We start from the raw sequence: 18,928 nt of genomic DNA on the forward strand, positions 1-18,928 counted from the left end.
CCCGGTCGGCCGATGCCCGTTTGACAAATCCCCTTGCCGGAGCGGCAGATAGGAGCCATGGCCGACCACCCCCACGACAGCGTCCACCCCACCGCAGACCCCACCGCGGACCCCCGCGGCGCCGCCGGTGACGACCTCGCCGCGGTCCTGACCACGGTGGGCCCCCGCCTGCGGGCCCTGCGGCGCGAGCGCGGCAGCACCCTGGCCGGGCTGAGCGCGGCGACCGGGATCTCCCTCAGCACGCTGTCCCGCCTGGAGTCCGGTCAGCGCAAGCCGACCCTGGAACTGCTGCTCCCGCTCGCCCGGGAGTACCGGGTGCCGCTGGACGAACTGGTCGGCGCCCCGGCCACCGGCGACCCGCGGATCCACGCCCGCCCGTTCAAGCGCTACGGCCAGACCTTCATCCCGCTCACCCGACACCTCGGCGGGCTGCACGCCTACAAGCACATCATGCCGCCGGGCCACGGCGCCGGCCCCGAGCTCGAAACGCGGGTGCACGAGGGCCACGAGTGGGTCTACGTGCTCGCCGGGCGGCTGCGCCTGCTGCTCGGCTCGCAGGACCTCGTCCTCACCGCCGGGGAGGCCGCCGAGTTCGACACCAGGACCCCGCACGCGTTCGGCAACGCCGGGCCGAACGCGGTCGAGTTCCTCAGCCTGTTCGGCGCCCAGGGCGAACGCATCCACGTCCGGGCGAAGCCGGGAACCCCCGTTCGTTAGCTGTCCGCGGGGTGCCGATCGGGGCCCCGCGAGGCGGTGCGGAGGGGGCCGGGGACGAGTGTCGAGGCGAGCGCGGGGCGCGGCACGAGCGGCGGTCCGGCCGCGCCGCGGCCGTCCCCCCGGGGTCCGGGGGGACGGCCGCGGCGCGGGGGCACTCAGGACTTGAGGAACTCCAGGAGGTCGGCCTCGAAGGCGGTCCGGTACGCCCCGTGCAGACCGTGCGAGCCGCCCGGGTAGACCTTGAGGACGTTGTCCGGGACGAGCTTCGCCGCCTTCAGCGCGGCGGCCGCGATCGGGACGATCTGGTCGTCGTCACCGTGCGCGATCAGCGTGGGGACGTCGATGCGCCGCAGGTCCTCGGTGAAGTCCGTCTCGGAGAACTGCCGGACGCACTCGTACGCGCCGCGCGCGCCGACCTGCATGCCCCAGAGCCAGAACGCCCGGCGGATGCCCGCGGCGCCGACGAGGTCCGCGTCGGGGCGGTCGAACCCGTAGAAGGACTCGCTGAGCTCCCAGTAGAACTGCGAGCGGTTGCCGTCGACCCCGGCCCGGATGTCGTCGAACGCGGCGAGGGGCGTCCCCTCGGGATTGCCGGGGCCCTGCAGCATCAGCGGCGGGACGGCGCCGAGCAGGACGGCCTTGGCGGCCCGGGCCGACCCGTGCCGGCCGAGGTAGCGCGCCACCTCGCCGCCGCCGGTCGAATGGCCCACCAGGACGGCGTCACGCAGGTCCAACTGCTCGATCAGCTGGGCGAGGTCGTCGGCGTAGGTGTCCATGTCGTTACCGTGCCAGGGCTGGTCGGACCGGCCGTGGCCGCGCCGGTCGTGGGCGATCGCACGGAAGCCGTTCCCGGCGACCAGCCGCAGCTGTTCGTCCCACACGTCGGCGTTCAGCGGCCAGCCGTGACTGAAGACGACGGGGCGGCCGCTGCCCCAGTCCTTGTAGTGGATCCGGGTGCCGTCGCTGGTGGTGATGGTGGGCAAGGGGGCTCCTTCGCACGGGATGCGGGACGGGGAGGAGGTGGGGACAGGGCGGGGTCGGGGCTTCGGCTGTCCCCGGGGCGGGTCGGTCGTGCGGGTCGGGCGGCCCGGTGAGGCATGACCGCGCACTCCGCCGACGCTAGGCCCGGAGCGGGCCCGCCGCCCCGCGAAGGTGACGCTCCGTCAGCGTGTCGGCCGGGAACGTCGGCCGAACGGGTGACCGAGGACTGGTGCCGAGGCAGCCCGGGCCCGCCCGGCCGACGGTTCGGCGACGGCCCCCGGCCGGTGCTGGACAGCTGCCATCGCGCCTGGTGGGCAGCGGTCCGCCGGGCGTCCGGGCCGTCCTATGCTGGCGGGATGACCGAACTTCCCGGCTTCGCCGCGCTGCTGGCCCGACTGCTGGACCACCGGGGCCCGGAGCCCGCCGAGTCGGCCCGCCGGGCCGGCGTCACCGACGCCGAGCTGGCAGCGGTGCTGGACGGCGCCGCGCCGGATCCGGCGCTGCTGCGCCGACTCGCGCCCGCCCTCGGCCTGGACACCGCCGACCTGTTCGAGATCGCGGCGCTGCCGCTGCCGGCGGACCTCGCGCCGGCCGGCGGGATGGCCACCACCTCGATCGTCGGCGTGGTGCGGTTCGGCATGGCGCTGCCGGCCGACCGGCGGGCGGAACTGCGCTCCTTCGTCGCCTCGCTGCCGCCGGCCGACCGGCCGGGGCGGATCGAGGGGCTGCCCGCCTCGGCGCCGGACCCGGCCTCCGCCGGGAACCTGCTGATGCGGATGGTCGCCACCCGGAACCTCGGGTGGACCGGAACCACGAAGATCTTCCACCTGCTCACCGGCCGGTACTGGATGTCCGACGCGTACGGGCGGATCTCCTCCGGGGCGGACGCGCCCGCCCCGGACCTGGTCGCCGACTTCGCGCTCGTGCTGGGCATCCCGGCGGGCGACCTGGCGGCGCTCCTCGGGATGCCGCTGCCGCCGGAACTGCCCGGGCCGGACGCCGCCGTCGCGGACGCCGCCCTGCTGCTCCGGGGCCTGCGGCGGCTGGGCGTCGCGCAGCTGCGCGAGGCGGAGGACCTGGCGAGGGCCCTGCAGCCGTCCTGACCGGGGCGGGCGGGCGGTGGTGCGGTCGGCCGGTGGCCCGGGCGGCGGGCGGTGCGGCCCACCGATGATCCGGGCGGGCTCCGGCACGGATCCTCTACAGCGCTGTAGAGTCGTTCGGGTGGCGACTACGCCCGGTCGCGCGGCCGTCCCGTCGGGGAGCCGGCGACCGCACCGGAACGGGAGGGCGCAACCGTGGTGGAAGGTCGGGGCATGCCCGTACTCGAAGGCAGGCGCGAGGCACGGAACGGAACAGACCCGCGCGGAGCAGGACCGGGCGGACCGGGGTGGGGTGAACCCGGGCCGGGCGGACCGGAGCGGGGCGCGGGCCCGGTGGACACCGAGGTGGAGTGGGTCTACCAGCCGGTCGAGGTGCACTTCGACGACGACCGATGGGCCCTCGGGCGGATCAGCGGATGGTGGCAGGACGCGGGCGGGCGGCGCTGGTGCCGGCTGAGGGTGGCCCGGAGCGGTCACCCGGCCCGCTGGGAGCCGTTCGACCCGGCGCGGGTGGTTCTGCTGCCCGTCGGCGGACTCTGAAGCCCCGTCGGGGCGGTGCCGCCCGGGCCCGGACCGGGCCGCGGCAGGCCACTTGCCCGGGATTGGCCCTGGCCCCGGCGGGGCGGACCGGCCGAGGATGAGCGGTATGAGCGATTTCGACAGCGCGCTGCGCCCCGAGAGCCGGATCGTCCACCCGCCCGTCCCGGAGGTGACCGGCAGCCGCCCGATGGGAGTGCCGCTGCACCAGAGCCACCTGTTCGCGTTCGAGGACAACGACGCCCTGTCGCGCGCCTTCGCCGGACCGGACGAGGCCTTCCTCTACAACCGCTACGGCAATCCGACGGTCCGCTCGCTGGAGCAGGCGGTCGCCGGGCTGGAGGGCGGCGCGGGCGCGATCGCCACCGCCTCCGGCATGGGCGCGATCAACACCGTGCTGCTCGCACTGCTGAGCTCCGGCGACCACGTGATCGCCCAGCGGAGCCTGTACGGCGGCACCTTCGCGATGCTCGCCGACCTCGCCCGGCGCTGGGGCGTGGAGGTCACCCACGTCGGGGGCGACGACCCGGAGGAGGTGCGGGCCGCACTGCGCCCCAACACCCGCCTGCTGCACCTGGAGACGATCTCCAACCCGACCACCCGCGTCACCGACCTGCCCGGGCTGATCGGGGTCGCCCGGGAGGCCGGGGTGCTCAGCGTGGTGGACAACACCTTCGCCACCCCGCTGCTCTGCCGGCCGATCGAGCACGGCGCCGACATCGTGGTCCACTCGGCCACCAAGTACCTCGGCGGGCACTCCGACGTGCTGGCCGGGATCGCCGTCTTCGCCGACCCCGAACTCCACCGCACCGTCTGGCACTACGCGGTCGAACTGGGCGCCTCGGCCGACCCGCACAGCGCCTGGCTGACGCTGCGCGGCCTGCAGACCCTGGCCCTGCGGGTGCGCCGGCACTGCGAGAGCGCCCGGGAGCTGGCCGGCCGGCTGGCCGGTCACCCCGCCGTCACCGGCGTCCACTACCCGGGCCTGCCCGCCCACCCCGACCACGAACTCGCCCGCCGGCTGCTGCCGGAGGGCCACGGCGGGGTGCTCGCCTTCGACCTGGCCGGCGGCCGGGAGGCGGCCCGGGCCTTCACCGAGTCGGTCCGGCTGGCCTCGCTGGCCCCCTCGCTCGGGGGCGTGCACACCCTCGTCCTGCACCCGGCCAGCACCTCGCACCGCCAGCTCGACGACGCGGAACTGGCGGCGGCCGGCATCGGCCCGGGCACCGTCCGGGTCGCCGTGGGGATCGAGCATCCCGAGGACCTCTGGGCCGACCTGGACCAGGCGCTCGCCAAGCTGTGAGCCCGACGGCCGTGCGGCGGTGCGGCCGGGACGGCGATGTCGTCCTCGGCCGCCCCGGCGGCGGCCGGGCCGAGCGCGTGCGGCGCGGCGAAGTGCAGGTCGTCCGGCTCGCCGGCGGCGCGTGCGGCGCGGTCAGGCCCCGGGTGCGGGCGGCTGCTTGAGCTTGGCCCAGACGACCTCCAGGGCCGCGATGTCCGCGTCGTCGAGCCGGTCGTCGAAGGCCTCGGCCAGGACGGCGCGCCGGGTGGCGTCGGCGGCGGCGAAGAGCCGGCGGCCCTCGGGGGTCAGGGTGATCCGCACCGAGCGGGCGTCGACGGGGGAGGGGACGCGCTCGACCAGGCCGCGGGCCTGGAGCGAGTCGGCCACCCGGGAGACCTGGCTCCGGCTGAGCAGGGTCTTGGCGCCGAGGTCGGAGGCGGCCACCGGCTCCTCCTGCCCGTGCAGCCAGAGCATCACCTCGAACCAGGAGAGCGGCAGGTCGTGGGCCTTGCCGAGGGCCTGGTCGACCTTGGCACTGAGGGTGGTGCCGGCCCAGACGAGCCCGTAGAAGGCGTGGTCGCGGGCGGTGAGCTCGCCCAGGGAGAGTTCGGTACGCGCCATGCCGACACCCTACCTGTTTGCGTGTGCGCACACACGGATCTATGGTGTGTGTGCACGCACGCAAATCCGAGCCGTCGGGAGCACCCGCATGACCACCGCCCGCATCGCCCTGATCACCGGTACGTCCTCCGGCATCGGCCTGGCCGCCGCCGTGGCCGTCGCCCGCGCCGGGCACCACGTCGTCGCCACCATGCGTGACACCGGCCGCTCCGGCGCGCTGCTCGCCGCCGCCGAGGCGGCAGGCGTCGCCGACCGGATCGAGGTGGCCCGGCTGGACGTCACCGATCCGCGGTCGGTCGAGGCCTGCGTGGCCGGTGTGGTCGCCCGGCACGGGCGCCTCGACGCCGTCGTCAACAACGCCGGAGCCGGCTACGTGGGCACCGTCGAGCAGGACGGACTGAAGCCGGTCCGGGCCACGATGGAGGTCAACTTCTTCGGTGTCGTCGACGTCACCCGCGCCGCGCTGCCGCACCTGCGGGCCGTCGGCGGCCGGGTGGTCACCGTCACCAGCGTCGGCGGCGTGGTCGGGCAGCCCTTCAACGAGGCCTACTGCGCGGCCAAGTTCGCCGTCGAGGGCTTCATGGAGGCGCTGGCGCCGGTCGCCGCCACCGTCGGCGTCAAGGTCACCGTCGTCGAGCCGGGCGCGGTGGCCAGCGAGTTCGTCGCCAGCCAGGGCCTGGACATCCCCGCCCTGCTGGCCGCCGCCGGCCCCTACGCCCCCGCGCTGGACGCCTACGCCGCCCGCACCCGGGCGGCGTTCACCCGGGCGCAGACCCCGGAGCAGGCCGCCGAGTCGGTGGTGGAGGCGCTGACCGCCGAGCAGCCGCCGTTCCGGATGCAGACCTCCGAGACCGCCCGCGCCTTCGTCGGCGCCAAGCTCGCCGATCTGGACGGCTCCGCGGTGCAGGAGCTCACCGGTGGCTGGGTCGGCTGACCGCCGCCGGGGCGGCCCCCGCACCTCCTCTGGTTGAGGACATGCCAGGTCAGCGGGGTGCGGAGCGGCACCTGCCCCCGAGAGGTTCCAGCCGATGGACGGATTGACGACCGGTCATACTGGGCGAGGCCTGAGCGCAGGCCGCAGGCGCCGACGACGGCGCCGAGCACGCCCCAGACCGGAGGAACCGATGAGCCGCCACCTGCCGACCACCGTTCCGCCGGGCGCGACGCCGGCGCAGCCGTGGAACCGGCAGCGACTGCGGAGCAACAACGAATGGCTGCTGCTCGAACTGCTGCGCACCGGCGGTCCCTCCTCACGCGCCCAGCTCGCCCGGGACACCGGGCTGTCCAAGCCCACCGTCTCCGCCGCCCTGGCCGCGCTGGAGCAGGCCGGACTGGCCCGCGAGGCGGGCCGGTTCGTCCCCGAGCGCGGCCGGACGGCGGTGCTCTACGAGCCGGACCCGACGGCCGGCCACGTACTCGGCGTGGACATCGGCCGGGGCTGGCTCCGGGTCGCGGTGGCCGACCTCGCCGGGCGGATCGTCGCCCGCCGGGACGTGCCCAACAAGGGCCGCTCGGCCAACGCGGTGGCCGACGCCGTGGTCGCGGCCGCCCGGGAGACCGCCGCCGAGGCGGGGCTGGCGGCCGGCGACATCGTGCACGCGGTGATCGGCACCCCGGGTGTCTGGGACGAGCAGCGGCGCGGCGTGCGGTACGCGACCAGCCTGCCCGGCTGGGGCAGACGCGGTCTGTTCGACCGGATCGCGGCGGGGCTGGAGACCGCCGTCACCGTCGGCAACGACGCCAACCTCGCCGCCCTCGGCGAGTTCACCCTCGGCGCCGGGCGGGGCAGCCGGATGTTCGCCTACCTGCTGATCGGCACCGGCCTCGGCGTCGGCGTCCTCAAGGACGGCGAACTGCTCTCCGGCGCGCACGGCGCGGCCGGCGAGGTCGGTCTGGTGCCGCTGCCCCCCGGAGCCGACGGCGAGCCGGGCGGGACGATCGAGCAGGAGGCCGGGGCCGACGCGGTGGTCCGCACCGCACTGGGCCTCGGCATGCGCGGCCCGCTGACGGCCAAGCAGGTCTTCGACGCGGCCCGGGCCGGCGACCCGCTCGCCGCCCGCGCGGTCGAGCGCGAGGCCGAACAGCTCGCGTACGCGATCGCTGTGCTCGCGGCCGTGCTCGATCCGGACCTGGTGGTGCTCGGCGGCGGCGTCGGCGGCAGCGCCGACCTCCTGCTGGAACCGCTGGAGCGCGAGCTGCACCGCCTCACCCCGCTGCGCCCCAAGCTCGCTCCGAGCGGGCTGGGGGAGCAGGCCGTGCTGCTCGGCGCCGTCGCCACCGCCCTGGACACCGCGCGGCCCGAGGTCTTCGAGCGCCGCTCGGCCCTGGCGGACCACGGCGTGCCGCTCTGACGGACCGCGGCCCCGCCGCTCCGGCGGACCGGCCGACCGGACCATCGCGCCGTGGCCCCGGCCGGAGCGGCCCGGACCACGGCGGTGCCTCCCGGTCAGCAGCTGATGCTGCCCCGGCGCAGCGCGTGGCCGCCGGTGTTGCTGTCGTCGGCCCAGTAGACGGGCTTGGCGCCGGCGGTGCACTCCCCGGCGCCGGCCAGGGCGAAGCCCTCGTTGTTCAGGTTGGCCAGGCCGCTCGGCCGGTTGAACACCGCGGTGGTGACGAAGGTGCCGCCCGCGCCGACCTGCATCGTCCGGTGCTGGCCGTCGCAGGTGTCGTCGCACACCACCCAGAGCCGGGAGGCCTGCGGCTCCCACTGCAGCTCCATGACCCCGGCCATGCCGCTGCCGAGGGTGGCCACCTTGGTGAACGCCCCGCTGTCCTGGAGGACGAAGCCGTAGATCTGGCCGCCCTCGACGCCGACCAGGAACACCCCGCCCCCGTGCGCGCCGTACCCGGCCGGGTTGTAGGCCGCGTGGGTCGACTCGTCGGTGAACCCGGCGCCGGTCAGATAGCCGTCGGGGATCCAGGTGATGCCTTCGAGCCCGAGGTTGGAGCCCACCGACGGCAGGGCGGAGGTCAGGTTCCACTCCTTCGCGGCGGTCAGCGTGGTGCCCGTGCCGCTCACGTCGTACCGCAGGACGGAGAGCCTGCTGGTGCCGGAGGCGTCGCCGTTGCGCTCGCTCGCGACGAACACGCCCCCCGAGGCGCCGGCGCCGGTGAGGGTGACGCCCTCGCTGTCAGGGGTGCCGGAGCCGCCCGGGAAGCGCAGCTTCTTGCCGGCCGTCCAGCTGTTCGCGGTGTCCGGCTTCCACCCGCCGGACCCGTTCGGCACCAGCCGCCACAGCTTGCCGGAGTTCTGCGCCCCCCACAGCACGCCGCCCTCCTGGTAGAGACCGCTGAGGTCCGACCCGAAGACGTTGGAGGCGTCGGCGTTCGCCACCGTCCCGCTGCCCGGCCAGGCCACGGGCGAGGTGCCGCCGGTGCTGCCGCAGGCGTTCGCGGCCCCCAGGGTGAGCGCCGCCTTGCGGAAGGCGCCGGTGCCGTCGGGGCAGCGCGACCAGGACGGGGCGGAGTGCTCGCTCCAGCTGAAGCTGTCGACCAGGGTGCTGCCGTTCGGCAGGTACAGCCGTGCCTTGTCGGAGGAGCCCAGGCCGAACGCGCCGTGGACGTCGAAGGCGCGGAACCCGCCGGGGGCCAGCGTGGTGCCGGCGGCGATCGCGTACTTCGAGCCGTTGTCGTCGTCCTTGAGGATCCAGCCGGAGACGTCCACCGCGGTGGTGCCCTTGTTGTAGAGCTCGACGGAGTCGTCGACGTCCCCGGTGGTCACCACCTCGTTGATCCGGATGTCGTCGGTCGAGGCCGCGCGGGCGGGCGAGGCGCTCAGCAGCCCCGCCGGTCCGGCGGCGGCGACGAGGAGGAAGGCGAGGCTTCGGCGCCAGCGCGGTGCGCGCGATTCGGTCACGATGTCCGTCCCGGGATCGTCCTGTCAGGGTGTCACCACCCTTCCGCCACGGACCCAACGGGTGCCCGCCGCCGGGCGAGCGCCGTATGAACAGCGGACGAACCGCCGGGCGCGGCCCGGGTGGCGGGAGACCGGGTAGGCCGTACTTCCCACTGTTCCCCTCGCCGCCCCCGTGAACCGCCCCTCCCGCGGGCCCGGGCCCGCGGGAGGGGCGGTTCACGGGGGCGCCCGGGGCCGGTGGGGTCCGCCGTGGCGGGCAGCGGCGTCCGTGGGCATCCTCTCGATGTCCAAAACCCTTACACATCAAGGAATATGAGGTAGCGTCATGGGTTCGGCGCGACCGATCCGGAGGTCCGGCCGGCCGGGACAGGGGCGGGAGCGGCCGCGGCCCACCCGATCGGTTCGCCCCCTCGGCGGCACGGATTCGGCCTCGACCTGATGGGCCGGGCGGTGCCCGCCGGAGCGCTGTTCGCGCTCGCGGTGCACGCCTTCCGGGAGGCCGGCGACCGGCGCCGCGAGCTCGTCGCCCTCGGTCTGGTCGGGCGGGCCGGCGGTGTCCTGGGCCTGGGCTTCCTGGCCGAGGCGGCCGAGGGGCTGCTCGGTCTGGGCGACGAGCTCGCCGCCCACCTGGTGCTGGAGGAGGCCGCCGACGCGCTCGCGGAGGCCGGACAGCACGAGCAGGCGGCCGCCGTCCACCGTGCCGTCGCCGACTTCCGCGCCCGCTCCGGCGACCCGGCCGGCCGGGCCCGCGCCCTGACCGCGCTGGCTTCCTCCCTCGGACGGCTGGCGCGCCACGACGAGGCCGTGTCCCGGGCCGCCGAAGCTGTCGCCGCGGCCCGGGAGAGTGCTTCCCCGGCCGTCCTGTCGGCGGCGTTGAGCGGCCTCGGCAGGCCCCTGCACGACGGCGGGCGACCGCTGGAGGCCGTCGACCCGCTGCACGAGGCGGTGGCGCTGGCCGCCGAGCAGGACGACGCGTCCGCCGAGGTGTGGGCGCTGGCCCTGCTCGGCTCCGCCCTCACGGTGGCGGGCCGGCGCACGGAGGCCGCCGCCGCCCTCCGGCGTTCCCGGGCGGCCGTGCGGCGCGTCCAGGGAGCCGGTGTCGCGGGCCGCGGTCCACCCCGCCCGGCCGGATCGGCCGGCGGCGCCGCCGGTCACGGTGGTGGAGGCGACGGTGCCCCCCCCGGAGCCGTCCCGCCGGGCGCCGCCGCCCGAGGGCCGCGGTCGGGCGGCGGTGCGGCGTCCGAGAAGGGTTCGCACTTCCGGCGCGCGTCCACCGCCTACGCCCAGGTGACGGTCCTGCTGGCCGTCGCGGCCTGGGCCGCCTTCGCGCCGGGCGGGCCCTGGGCCACCGCGGCTGCCGTCGTCACCGGAGTGAGTGCGGTGCTCGCCCTGGTGGCCGGGCTGGCCTTCCGGAACGCCGGCGGCGCGGACGTCGCGACGCCGGCCCAGGTGGCGCTGCAGGCCGTCTGGACGCTCCTGACGGTGCCGGTGCTGCTGCTGCACGCGATCTCGCTGATGCGCGGTGAACTGTTCCTCACCGGGCCCGTGCCGAGCCTGGCCGGCTTCGTGGCCTACCTCGTCCTGGCCGCCCTGGTCCGCCGGGCCGGACGGTTCGGCGCGGTGGCCCTCGGCGTGTAGCGGCGAGGACCACCGCGCGCCGCCCGGGCCGCGGGCCCCGGCCCGCGCCTAGCCGACAGCCTGGTACCCACCGTCCTCGGCGCGGAAGATCTGCTTGGCCTTGGCGAGCAACTGGAGGTCACGGCGCACGGTGCGCGGGTCCGGGCGGGGCAGGTAGGTCTCGCGGGCCCGGTGCCAGTCCCAGGTGCCGCCGTCCTTCCGCATGATGTCCAGGAGCCGCTGCCGGCGCTCGATCGCCGAGGCGGGTGGGGTTTGGTCGTCGTTCATGGGTTCATTCTCTCGCATCGCGGTGCCGGGTCGGGACGGGGGCGTCCTGGGCGGCGGGAAACCGCGCGTAGTCGTCCGTGTTCCCGCCGTTCAGGGCCGGACCATGATCCTCCAGCCGGGACCGACCCGGCGGCAGAGCCTAGGCCGCTCGGCCGATCGCGACCGGGACCAGCGGCGGAGGCCGGCCGGACCGCTCGGTCCGTACCGTGGTGGAATGACTGTCGATCTGGAGAAGTACTTCGCCCGTATCGGATGGGAGGGCGAGTCCGCGCCCACCGCCGCGACCCTTCGCTCCCTGCACCGCGCGCACATCCTCGGCATCCCGTTCGAGAACCTCGACGTGGTCACCGGCTCGGTGCCGTCGCTGGATGTCGGTGAGCTCCAGGCGAAGCTCGTCGACAGCTCCCGCGGCGGCTACTGCTTCGAACACAGCTCCCTGTTCGCTGCGGTGCTGGACGAGTTGGGCTTCGGGGTCACCCGGCTGACCGGCCGGGTGCGGGTCGGCGCGCGTGCCGGGGAGGTCCGACCGCGGACCCATATGGTGCTGGCCGTCCAGGTGCCCGGCGAATCCGGCCGCCACCTCGTCGACGTCGGATTCGGGTCCATCGGCGGGCTGCTGGAGCCGCTCCCGATGATCCCCGGTGAAGCTCGCGAGGCTGCCGGGCGCACCCACCGGCTGGTCGTCGAGGAGGCGGACGGCCCCGCGCCCGTCTGGGTGCTGCAGGCGAGGACGGGCGAGGTCTGGGAGGACCAGCACGCCTTCACCCTGGACCCGGTCCCGGCGCCCGACCTCACGATGTCCAACTGGTTCGTGGCCACCTACCCGCGCTCGCCGTTCCGTCGGTTCTACCTCCAGCGCACCCGGACCGCCGATCACGTGCGGCTCGACGGGAAGACCTTCACCCACACCGACGCGGCGGGCACGACCACCGCCCGGGAGCTCGAAAGCCCCGAGGAACTGGTGGAGTTGCTGGCGTCCGAGTTCGGCATCAACCCGCCCCCGGGCGTCGCCGCGGCCTTCTGACCTCGCACCTCGGAGCTCGCCCCCCGGGACCACGGGGCACCGGTGCGGCGGCCCCGGAGCCGAAGCTCCGGGGCCGCCGCACCGTCGTCGGACGGGTCAGACCGTGGCGTCCGCCGTGGTGGTCGGCGTCAGGTACTCCTCGCGGATCTCGCGGGGGCCGAAGGGCCAGGTGCGTTCGGTGCGGGCCCAGAGGAGGAAGGCGCCGCAGCCCGCGACGACCCAGGCCAGCGACCACTCGACGGGGTGGAAGCCGGGCGCGTTGCGGTCCGCGTAGCCGTAGATGACCAGCCAGCCGACGGCCGCGACGATGCCGGGCGCCGGGTAGAGCCACATCCTGTACGGCCGGACGAGTCCGGGCTGGCGGCGGCGCAGGACGGTGACCGCGACGATCTGGGCGAGGGCCTGGACGATCACCATCACGGTGGTGAGCAGGTTGATCAGCAGGGTCAGCGGGGGGTGGTCGGTGCTGGCGCCGAGGTGGCGGCCGAGCAGGAAGCCTGCCGCGGTGAGTACGCCCATGGCGGCCAGGCCGAGGACGGGGAAGCCGTGCCTGGGGTGCAGCCGGCCGAAGGCCCGGAAGAAGACGCCGTCGCGTGCCGCGTCGTAGGGCACCCGGGAGCCGCCGAACAGGCCGGCGAGGACGGAGGCGAAGGCGGTGGCCAGGATCAATGCGGTGACCACCTGGGCGGCGCCCTTGCCCCAGGTGCTCTCCAGGACCGCCGAGGCGACCGACTTGGAGGCCACCGACTCCGGGTCGAGCATCGCGTGCCAGTCCATCGCGCCGAGGACGCCGATCTGCAGCAGCAGGTAGATGGTCATGATGCCGACGATGGACAGCACGATGGCGCGCGGCAGGACCCGGCCCGGGGCGCGGACCTCGGCGCCGACGTAGGCGGCGGTGTTGTACCCGAGGTAGTCGTAGATGCCGATGGTGAGGCCGGCCGCGAAGCCGATCCAGAACTGGCCGTGGGTGAGTTCGACGGCGTGCGCGGGCCAGTCGAAGGCGCGGCTCGGGCTGAAGTGGGTGTAGCAGGCCACGATCACGGCGAGCACCGAGAGGATCATCACCCCCCACATCACGGTGGTGAGCCGGGCGATGTTCTCGACCCGCCGCCAGAGCAGGAGCACCACCAGCGCGCAGAACGCGATCCCGACCAGATCGCCCTGGCCGCTCGTCATGCCGGGCCAGAGGTAGCCGAGGTACTGGACGAAGCCGACCACGCCGGTGGACATGATCAGCGGGATGAAGAGCATGGCCGTCCAGACGAAGAGGAACGGCATCAGTCGCCCGGTCCGGTACTGGAAGGCCTCGCGCAGGTAGACGTACGTCCCGCCGGCTCCCGGCAGGGAGGCGCCGAGTTCGGCCCAGACCAGGCCGTCGGCGAGGGCCAGGACGGCGCCGGCTATCCAGCCGATGACGGCCTGCGGGCCGCCGAAGGCCGCGACCATCAGCGGGATCGTGACGAAGGGGCCGATGCCGCACATCTGGCTCATGTTGAGCGCGGTGGCCTGGAAGAGGCCGATTCTTCGGGTAAGGCCGGGGGACACCGGGGCCTCCGAACGTGGGGGAGTGGGGCGCCGGGCGGGGTGCCGGGGGGTTCAAGTTAGGGAGCATTACTTATTTCGTCAAGCCGCTCGGGCGGCAAGGGGGTTACTCCGGTGACAGTTGGGAAACTTTCCTAACGAAAGCCATTGACCGCGCGCCGCGCCGCCCCGATTCTGTAGGCGCCCGCTGTGGTCGCCGCCGTCCGCCCCGAGTGCTCCGCTCCTCCCTCCGCCTCGCTCCCATCCGCTTCGCTCCCCCTCCGCCTCGCCCGTCTCCCCCTCGATCCGCCGTCACAGGCGGTGGATCGGCGAAAGTGAGTTGGCATGCCCATATCTATTGCAGTTCGTCCGACCGGGCCGTCGGTGGCCGCCGTCCTCGGCTCGGCCGCCCTGCTGCTGGCCCCGGCGACCACCGCGTCAGCCGCCCCGGCCGCGTCAGCCGCCCAAGCCGCCCCGGCCGCTCCCGCCCCGGCGGCGGCCGTGCCCGCGATGGCCGCCGCGCCGTACGAGTACCTGGGCTGGGGCAGCCCGCAGAAGCCCACCGACGTGATGAAGGCGACCGGGGTGAAGTGGTTCACCCTCGCGTTCGTCCTCTCCGACGGCGGCTGCAACCCCAAGTGGGACGGCAGCCGGGCGCTGACCGGTGGGTCCGACGAAGCGGCGATCAAGTCCATCCGGGCGGCCGGCGGTGACGTGGTGATCTCGGTCGGCGGCTGGAGCGGCAACAAGCTGGGCGAGAAGTGCTCCAGCGCGAGCGCGCTCGCCGGCGCGTACCAGAAGGTGATCGACGCCTACAAGCTCAAGGCGCTGGACATCGACATCGAGGACACCGAGTTCTCCAACGCGACGGTCCGTCAGCGCGTCGTCGACGCCCTGAAGATCGTCAAGTCCAAGAACCCGGGCATCGTCACCTACGTGACCATGGGCACCACCCCGAGCGGCCCGGACGCCACCGGGAAGGACCTGATCAAGCGCGGCGCGCAGGCCGGCCTCGCCAACGACGGCTGGGTGATCATGCCGTTCGACTTCGGCGGCCACACCGGCACGATGGGCCAGGCCTCGGTCAGCGCGCTGGAGGGCCTGAAGGCGGCGGTCAAGAGCGCCTACGGCTACGGCGACGACGCCGCGTACCGGCACATCGGCGTCTCCTCGATGAACGGGAAGACCGACGAGGCGGGCGAGACGGTCACCACCGCCGACTTCCGGACCATCCTCGGCTACGCGCAGCAGCACCACCTGGCCCGGTACGCCTTCTGGTCGGTCAACCGCGACCGCGCCTGCGGCTCCGGCACGGACGCCGACGCCTGCAGCGGCGTCGCGCAGTCCCCGTACGAGTTCACCAAGATCGTCGTCCAGTACCAGGGCTGAGGAGCATTCCGATGACACGACCGAGCACCAGACACCGCGGCCGCGCCGCGGCCCTGCTCGCGGGGGCCGGCCTGGCCGCCGGGCTGCTCGCGGCCCCGCCGGCCTCGGCCGCGCCGGTCCGCTACGAGGCGGAGGGCGCGGGCCTGTCGCAGGGCGTGGTGGAGTCCAACCACAGCGGCTACTCCGGCACCGGATTCGTCAACACCGACAACGCCACCGGCAGTTGGGTCGAGTTCACGGTCGACGCGGCGAGCGCGGGCAACGCCGTGCTCGGCATCCGCTACTCCAACGGGACCACCGCGAACCGCCCGGCGGCCGTGGCCGTCAACGGCGCCACGGTCGAGCCGGCCCGGGCCTTCCCGTCCACCGGGAGCTGGGACACCTGGGCGACCTCGACGCTGACCGTCCGGCTCACCGCCGGGGCCAACCGGATCCGTCTCACCTCCACCACCACCGGCGGCACGGCCAACCTGGACTACCTGGACGCCGACCTCGGCAGCGGCCCGGCCCCGGGCGGCCCCGCGGTGCCGTTCGGCAGCCACCGCTACCCGTACGCGGCCGGCACCCTCAAGCCCTCCGGCGCGCAGTCCGTGACCGACCAGCAGGTGATCGACAAGTACAACGCCTGGAAGGCCGCCTTCGTCCGGCAGAACTGCGGCAACGGCTGGTACGAGACCATCTCGCCGGACGCCGACCACCCGTACGTCGCCGAGGGCCAGGGCTACGGCATGGTGGTCACCGCGCTGATGGCCGGTGCGGACGCCAACGCGCGGACGGTCTTCGACGGCATGGTGAAGTTCGTGCTCGCCCACCCGTCGGTGAACAACGCCAACCTCCTCGCCGCCGAGCAGGACTCCTCCTGCCGCAGCGTCAACGGCTCCGACTCGGCGACCGACGGGGACCTGGACGTCGCGTACGGGCTGCTGCTCGCCGACCGGCAGTGGGGCAGCGGCGGGACGTACGACTACAAGGGCCTGGCCGTCAAGCACATCAACGCGATCAAGGCCAGTGAGGTCAACCCCACGACCCACCTGATGCGGCTCGGCGACTGGTCCACCTCGGGCGACTCCACCTACTTCATCACCCGCTCCTCGGACTGGATGATCGACCACTTCCGCGCCTTCCGGGCCGCGACCGGCGACACCACCTGGGACACCGTCCGCACCGCCCACCAGAACCTGATCACCAAGCAGCAGAGCGGCTACGCCCCGAACACCGGGCTGCTCGCCGACTTCGTGGTCAACACCAACGGCACCGCCAAGCCCGCCGCCGGCGAGGTGCTGGAGAGCCCCAACGACGGGGACTACAGCTGGAACGCCTGCCGCGACCCGTGGCGGATCGGCGCGGACGCCGTCACCAGCGGGGACGCCGCCTCGCTCGCCTCGGCGCGAAAGATCAACACCTGGATCAAGGGCAAGGCGGGCGGCGACCCGGCGAACATCGCCACCGGCTACAAGCTGAACGGCACGGTCTTCGAGAACGGCCGAGACATGGCCTTCACCGCGCCGTTCGTGGTCACCGCGATGACCGACCCGGGCTCGCAGGCCTGGCTGGACGCGCTCTGGGCCAAGCTGGCCGGCACCGCGATCGACCCGGGCCTCTACTACGGCGGCAGCGTGCAGCTGCAGTCGATGATCGTCGCCTCCGGAAACTACTGGGTGCCGTGATGACCGACACCGGACACCCGCGCACGACAGCCGCGGCGCACCGGCGGGCAGCGCTCGCCCGGGCCGGCGGAGCGGCGCTCGCCGCGGCCGCCCTGGTCCTGGGGGCCGTGGCGGCGCCGCCCGCGGCGACCGCCGCCACGGCGGCGAGCACCGACTACCAGGCCGAGGACGCCGTGCTCGCGCAGGCGAAGACGGCCACCAACCACACCGGGTACACCGGGACCGGCTTCGTCGACTACACCAACACCACCGGCTCCGCCGTCGAGTTCACGGTGAGCGCCACCGCGGCCGCGACCGCCTCGCTGGCCTTCCGGTACGCCAACGCCGGTACGGCGAACCGCCCGATGGACATCGCGGTCAACGGGAAGGTCGTCGCCGCCGGTGTCGCCTTCCCGCCCACCGCCGACTGGGACACCTGGGCGGAGAAGACCGTCGGCGTCGCCCTCGCCGCCGGCGCCAACCGGATCCGGGCCACCGCCACCACCGCCGACGGCGGCCCCAACCTCGACCGCCTCCGGGTGGGCGCGGCGGCCGACACCACCCCGCCGAGCCGTCCCGGTGCGCCGAGCTGCTCCGCCGTCGGGCCGAACGCTCTGACGCTGGGCTGGGGAGCCGCCGGCGACGACGTCGGCGTCACCGCCTACGACATCTACGAGCACGGCAACAAACTCGCCGAGGCCCCGGGCACCGCGACCTCCCGGCAGCTCACCGGGCTGGCCCCGGCCACCACCTACAACCTCACCGTGATCGCCCGGGACGCCTCCGGCAACGCCTCGCCGGCCAGCGTCGCCGTCGACTGCACCACCACGGCCGGCACCGACCCGGCGCCCGGCCGGCCGGGCACCCCGACCGTCTCGGCCGTCACCCCCACCGGCGCCACTCTGACCTGGGGCGCCGCGACGGACGACAAGGGCGTGGTCGGGTACGAGATCCGCAGCGGCTCCGCCGTCGTGAAGAGCGTCACCGGCACCCCGCCGGCCACCTCGGCGGCGGTCACCGGGCTCGCCTGCGACGCGCCGTTCACGCTCTCGGTGGTCGCCCGGGACACCGCGGGCAACTACTCGGCGCCGTCCGACCCCGTCTCCTTCACCACCGGCGCCTGCCCGGCCGACGGCGGCGTCCCGGGCTCCCCGAGCGCCCTCTCCACGGGGTGGACGATTCCCTGGGGCATCGCCTGGCTGCCGGACGGCACCACCTCGCTGGTCACCGAGCGGGACAGCTTCAAGGTCTTCCGGCTCACCACGGGCGGCGCCAAGGCGGTGGTCGGCACCGTGCCCAACGCCGTCACCACCGACGGGGAGGGCGGCCTGCTCGGCATCGCCGTCGACCCCGACTGGGCGGCCAACCACTACGTGTACCTCATGCACACCGCCGCCGAGGGCAACCGGATCGTGCGGATGACGTACAACGGCTCCACGCTGAGCGGCTACAAGGTGCTGCTCCAGGGCATCAAGAAGAACCGCTACCACAACGGCGGCCGGCTGGCCTTCGGCCCCGACGGGTACCTGTACGCGTCGACCGGTGACGCCCAGACGTCCTCGCTGGCCCAGGACAAGAACTCGCTCAACGGGAAGATCCTGCGGCTGACCACCGACGGCAAGCCGGCCCCCGGCAACCCGTTCGGCAACTACGTCTACAGCTACGGCCACCGCAACCCGCAGGGCCTGGCGTTCGACCGGGACGGACGGCTCTGGGAGGCGGAGTTCGGCGACTCGAAGCGGGACGAGCTCAACCTGGTCAAGCCCGGGGCCAACTACGGGTGGCCCACCTGCGAGGGCACCTGCGGGGTGGCCGGGATGACCGACCCCAAGGCGAGCTGGCCGGTCAACGAGGCCTCGCCGAGCGGGATCGCGATCGTGCGCAACGTGGTCTACATGGCGGCGCTGCGCGGTGAGCGGATGTGGCGCATCCCGATCGACGGGAACACCGAGAACGTCGGGACGCCGACCGCGTACTACGTCGGCGCCTACGGCCGGCTGCGGACGGTGTCCAAGGTGCCCGGGGCCGACCGGCTCTGGCTCACCACCACCAACGCCGACAACAACGGCGGGGCGGCCGACGGGGCCGACAAGGTCTTCACGATCTCGATCGGCTAGCGGCGCGGGGCGTCCGCAACGTGACGGCCCGGGCCCGGAGGAGTCTCCGGCCCGGGCCGTCACGGCCTGCGCGGGACGGGGCCGCCACGGCCGCCGCCCGCCGCCGACCAGCGGGCCGACCGCGACCGCCACCCCGATGGTCGCCCCGTACACGCCCATCGCGGTGCCCCGCTCGCGGCCGGGCGCGAACTCCTGGGCGACCAGGGCCAGCGACACCGCGAACATCACC

The 18,928-nt window shown here is 74.5% G+C and carries 16 protein-coding genes; 11 read left to right on the plus strand and 5 right to left on the minus strand.

What is annotated here, in order from left to right; genetic code table 11:
* Positions 1-57: 57 nt before the first annotated feature.
* Positions 58-717 carry a helix-turn-helix domain-containing protein gene (locus tag OG618_RS33640; RefSeq protein WP_329491402.1) on the plus strand — a complete coding sequence of 220 codons (660 nt, stop codon included), beginning with the start codon at positions 58-60 and terminating at the stop codon, positions 715-717.
* A gap of 155 nt (positions 718-872) precedes the next feature.
* Here the strand turns inward: OG618_RS33640 and OG618_RS33645 are convergent, their stop codons facing one another.
* Positions 873-1,700 carry an alpha/beta fold hydrolase gene (locus OG618_RS33645; protein ID WP_329491403.1) on the minus strand — a complete coding sequence of 276 codons (828 nt, stop codon included), beginning with the start codon at positions 1,698-1,700 and terminating at the stop codon, positions 873-875.
* A 354-nt stretch (positions 1,701-2,054) separates the two neighbouring features.
* Between OG618_RS33645 and OG618_RS33650 the strand changes: the two genes are divergently transcribed.
* The 3 genes from OG618_RS33650 to OG618_RS33660 all read left to right on the plus strand — a co-directional run bounded on the left by OG618_RS33650 (position 2,055) and on the right by OG618_RS33660 (position 4,638).
* Positions 2,055-2,801, plus strand: a complete 747-nt coding sequence (locus tag OG618_RS33650; protein ID WP_329491404.1) for a hypothetical protein — start codon at positions 2,055-2,057, stop codon at positions 2,799-2,801.
* A 330-nt stretch (positions 2,802-3,131) separates the two neighbouring features.
* Positions 3,132-3,338, plus strand: coding sequence for a hypothetical protein (locus OG618_RS33655; RefSeq protein WP_329491405.1), 207 nt, complete (start codon positions 3,132-3,134; stop codon positions 3,336-3,338).
* 106 nt (positions 3,339-3,444) lie between these two features.
* A complete protein-coding gene (locus OG618_RS33660; protein WP_329491406.1) occupies positions 3,445-4,638 on the plus strand; it encodes a trans-sulfuration enzyme family protein in 1,194 nt (397 codons plus the stop codon).
* Positions 4,639-4,770: 132 nt separating this feature from the next.
* On the opposite strand, the gene OG618_RS33665 is transcribed toward OG618_RS33660, so the two are convergent.
* On the minus strand, positions 4,771-5,238 hold the full coding sequence (locus OG618_RS33665; RefSeq protein ID WP_329491407.1) for a MarR family winged helix-turn-helix transcriptional regulator: 468 nt from the start codon (positions 5,236-5,238) through the stop codon (positions 4,771-4,773).
* Between the two features lie 88 nt (positions 5,239-5,326).
* Here OG618_RS33665 and OG618_RS33670 point away from each other — a divergent pair, with 88 nt between their 5' ends.
* Complete coding sequence (locus tag OG618_RS33670) at positions 5,327-6,172, plus strand: SDR family NAD(P)-dependent oxidoreductase (protein ID WP_329491408.1); 846 nt, start codon at positions 5,327-5,329, stop codon at positions 6,170-6,172.
* 190 nt (positions 6,173-6,362) lie between these two features.
* A complete protein-coding gene (locus OG618_RS33675) occupies positions 6,363-7,589 on the plus strand; it encodes an ROK family transcriptional regulator (protein WP_329491409.1) in 1,227 nt (408 codons plus the stop codon).
* Positions 7,590-7,684: 95 nt separating this feature from the next.
* On the opposite strand, the gene OG618_RS33680 is transcribed toward OG618_RS33675, so the two are convergent.
* Positions 7,685-9,094: a lamin tail domain-containing protein gene (locus tag OG618_RS33680; RefSeq protein WP_329491410.1), complete on the minus strand. Its 1,410-nt coding sequence runs from the start codon at positions 9,092-9,094 to the stop codon at positions 7,685-7,687.
* A 450-nt stretch (positions 9,095-9,544) separates the two neighbouring features.
* On the opposite strand from OG618_RS33680, the gene OG618_RS33685 reads away from it, so the two are divergent.
* Positions 9,545-10,732 carry a hypothetical protein gene (locus OG618_RS33685; RefSeq protein ID WP_329491411.1) on the plus strand — a complete coding sequence of 396 codons (1,188 nt, stop codon included), beginning with the start codon at positions 9,545-9,547 and terminating at the stop codon, positions 10,730-10,732.
* Positions 10,733-10,780: 48 nt separating this feature from the next.
* On the opposite strand, the gene OG618_RS33690 is transcribed toward OG618_RS33685, so the two are convergent.
* Positions 10,781-10,999, minus strand: a complete 219-nt coding sequence (locus tag OG618_RS33690) for a hypothetical protein (RefSeq protein WP_329491412.1) — start codon at positions 10,997-10,999, stop codon at positions 10,781-10,783.
* 214 nt (positions 11,000-11,213) lie between these two features.
* On the opposite strand from OG618_RS33690, the gene OG618_RS33695 reads away from it, so the two are divergent.
* Positions 11,214-12,023 (plus strand): arylamine N-acetyltransferase family protein, encoded by an 810-nt coding sequence (locus OG618_RS33695; RefSeq protein WP_329491413.1) that lies wholly within the window; start codon positions 11,214-11,216, stop codon positions 12,021-12,023.
* Positions 12,024-12,119: 96 nt separating this feature from the next.
* Here the strand turns inward: OG618_RS33695 and OG618_RS33700 are convergent, their stop codons facing one another.
* Complete coding sequence (locus OG618_RS33700; RefSeq protein ID WP_329491414.1) at positions 12,120-13,571, minus strand: APC family permease; 1,452 nt, start codon at positions 13,569-13,571, stop codon at positions 12,120-12,122.
* A gap of 321 nt (positions 13,572-13,892) precedes the next feature.
* Here OG618_RS33700 and OG618_RS33705 point away from each other — a divergent pair, with 321 nt between their 5' ends.
* The 3 genes from OG618_RS33705 to OG618_RS33715 are packed head-to-tail and all read left to right on the plus strand — an operon-like array spanning position 13,893 to position 18,699.
* Positions 13,893-14,936, plus strand: a complete 1,044-nt coding sequence (locus OG618_RS33705; RefSeq protein ID WP_329491415.1) for a chitinase — start codon at positions 13,893-13,895, stop codon at positions 14,934-14,936.
* An 11-nt stretch (positions 14,937-14,947) separates the two neighbouring features.
* A complete protein-coding gene (locus OG618_RS33710; protein WP_329491416.1) occupies positions 14,948-16,603 on the plus strand; it encodes a glycosyl hydrolase family 8 in 1,656 nt (551 codons plus the stop codon).
* The gene (locus OG618_RS33715; protein WP_329491417.1) at positions 16,603-18,699 is read left to right on the plus strand and encodes a PQQ-dependent sugar dehydrogenase; all 2,097 of its coding nucleotides are present in this window, start codon (positions 16,603-16,605) and stop codon (positions 18,697-18,699) included. The genes OG618_RS33710 and OG618_RS33715 overlap by 1 nt, the downstream gene beginning before the upstream one ends.
* Positions 18,700-18,928 lie beyond the last annotated feature (229 nt).

Origin of the sequence: Kitasatospora sp. NBC_01246, from assembly GCF_036226505.1 — a bacterium.
GTDB lineage: Bacteria > Actinomycetota > Actinomycetes > Streptomycetales > Streptomycetaceae > Kitasatospora.

What these genes read in the sequence shown, in the direction of transcription:
- OG618_RS33640 (WP_329491402.1), top strand. Translation starts at nt 58, where the DNA reads ATGGCCGACCACCCCCACGACAGCGTCCACCCCACCGCAGACCCCACC.
- OG618_RS33650 (WP_329491404.1), top strand. Translation starts at nt 2,055, where the DNA reads ATGACCGAACTTCCCGGCTTCGCCGCGCTGCTGGCCCGACTGCTGGAC.
- OG618_RS33660 (WP_329491406.1), top strand. Translation starts at nt 3,445, where the DNA reads ATGAGCGATTTCGACAGCGCGCTGCGCCCCGAGAGCCGGATCGTCCAC.
- OG618_RS33665 (WP_329491407.1), bottom strand. Translation starts at nt 5,238, where the DNA reads ATGGCGCGTACCGAACTCTCCCTGGGCGAGCTCACCGCCCGCGACCAC.
- OG618_RS33670 (WP_329491408.1), top strand. Translation starts at nt 5,327, where the DNA reads ATGACCACCGCCCGCATCGCCCTGATCACCGGTACGTCCTCCGGCATC.
- OG618_RS33675 (WP_329491409.1), top strand. Translation starts at nt 6,363, where the DNA reads ATGAGCCGCCACCTGCCGACCACCGTTCCGCCGGGCGCGACGCCGGCG.
- OG618_RS33690 (WP_329491412.1), bottom strand. Translation starts at nt 10,999, where the DNA reads ATGAACGACGACCAAACCCCACCCGCCTCGGCGATCGAGCGCCGGCAG.
- OG618_RS33695 (WP_329491413.1), top strand. Translation starts at nt 11,214, where the DNA reads ATGACTGTCGATCTGGAGAAGTACTTCGCCCGTATCGGATGGGAGGGC.
- OG618_RS33705 (WP_329491415.1), top strand. Translation starts at nt 13,893, where the DNA reads ATGCCCATATCTATTGCAGTTCGTCCGACCGGGCCGTCGGTGGCCGCC.
- OG618_RS33710 (WP_329491416.1), top strand. Translation starts at nt 14,948, where the DNA reads ATGACACGACCGAGCACCAGACACCGCGGCCGCGCCGCGGCCCTGCTC.
- OG618_RS33715 (WP_329491417.1), top strand. Translation starts at nt 16,603, where the DNA reads ATGACCGACACCGGACACCCGCGCACGACAGCCGCGGCGCACCGGCGG.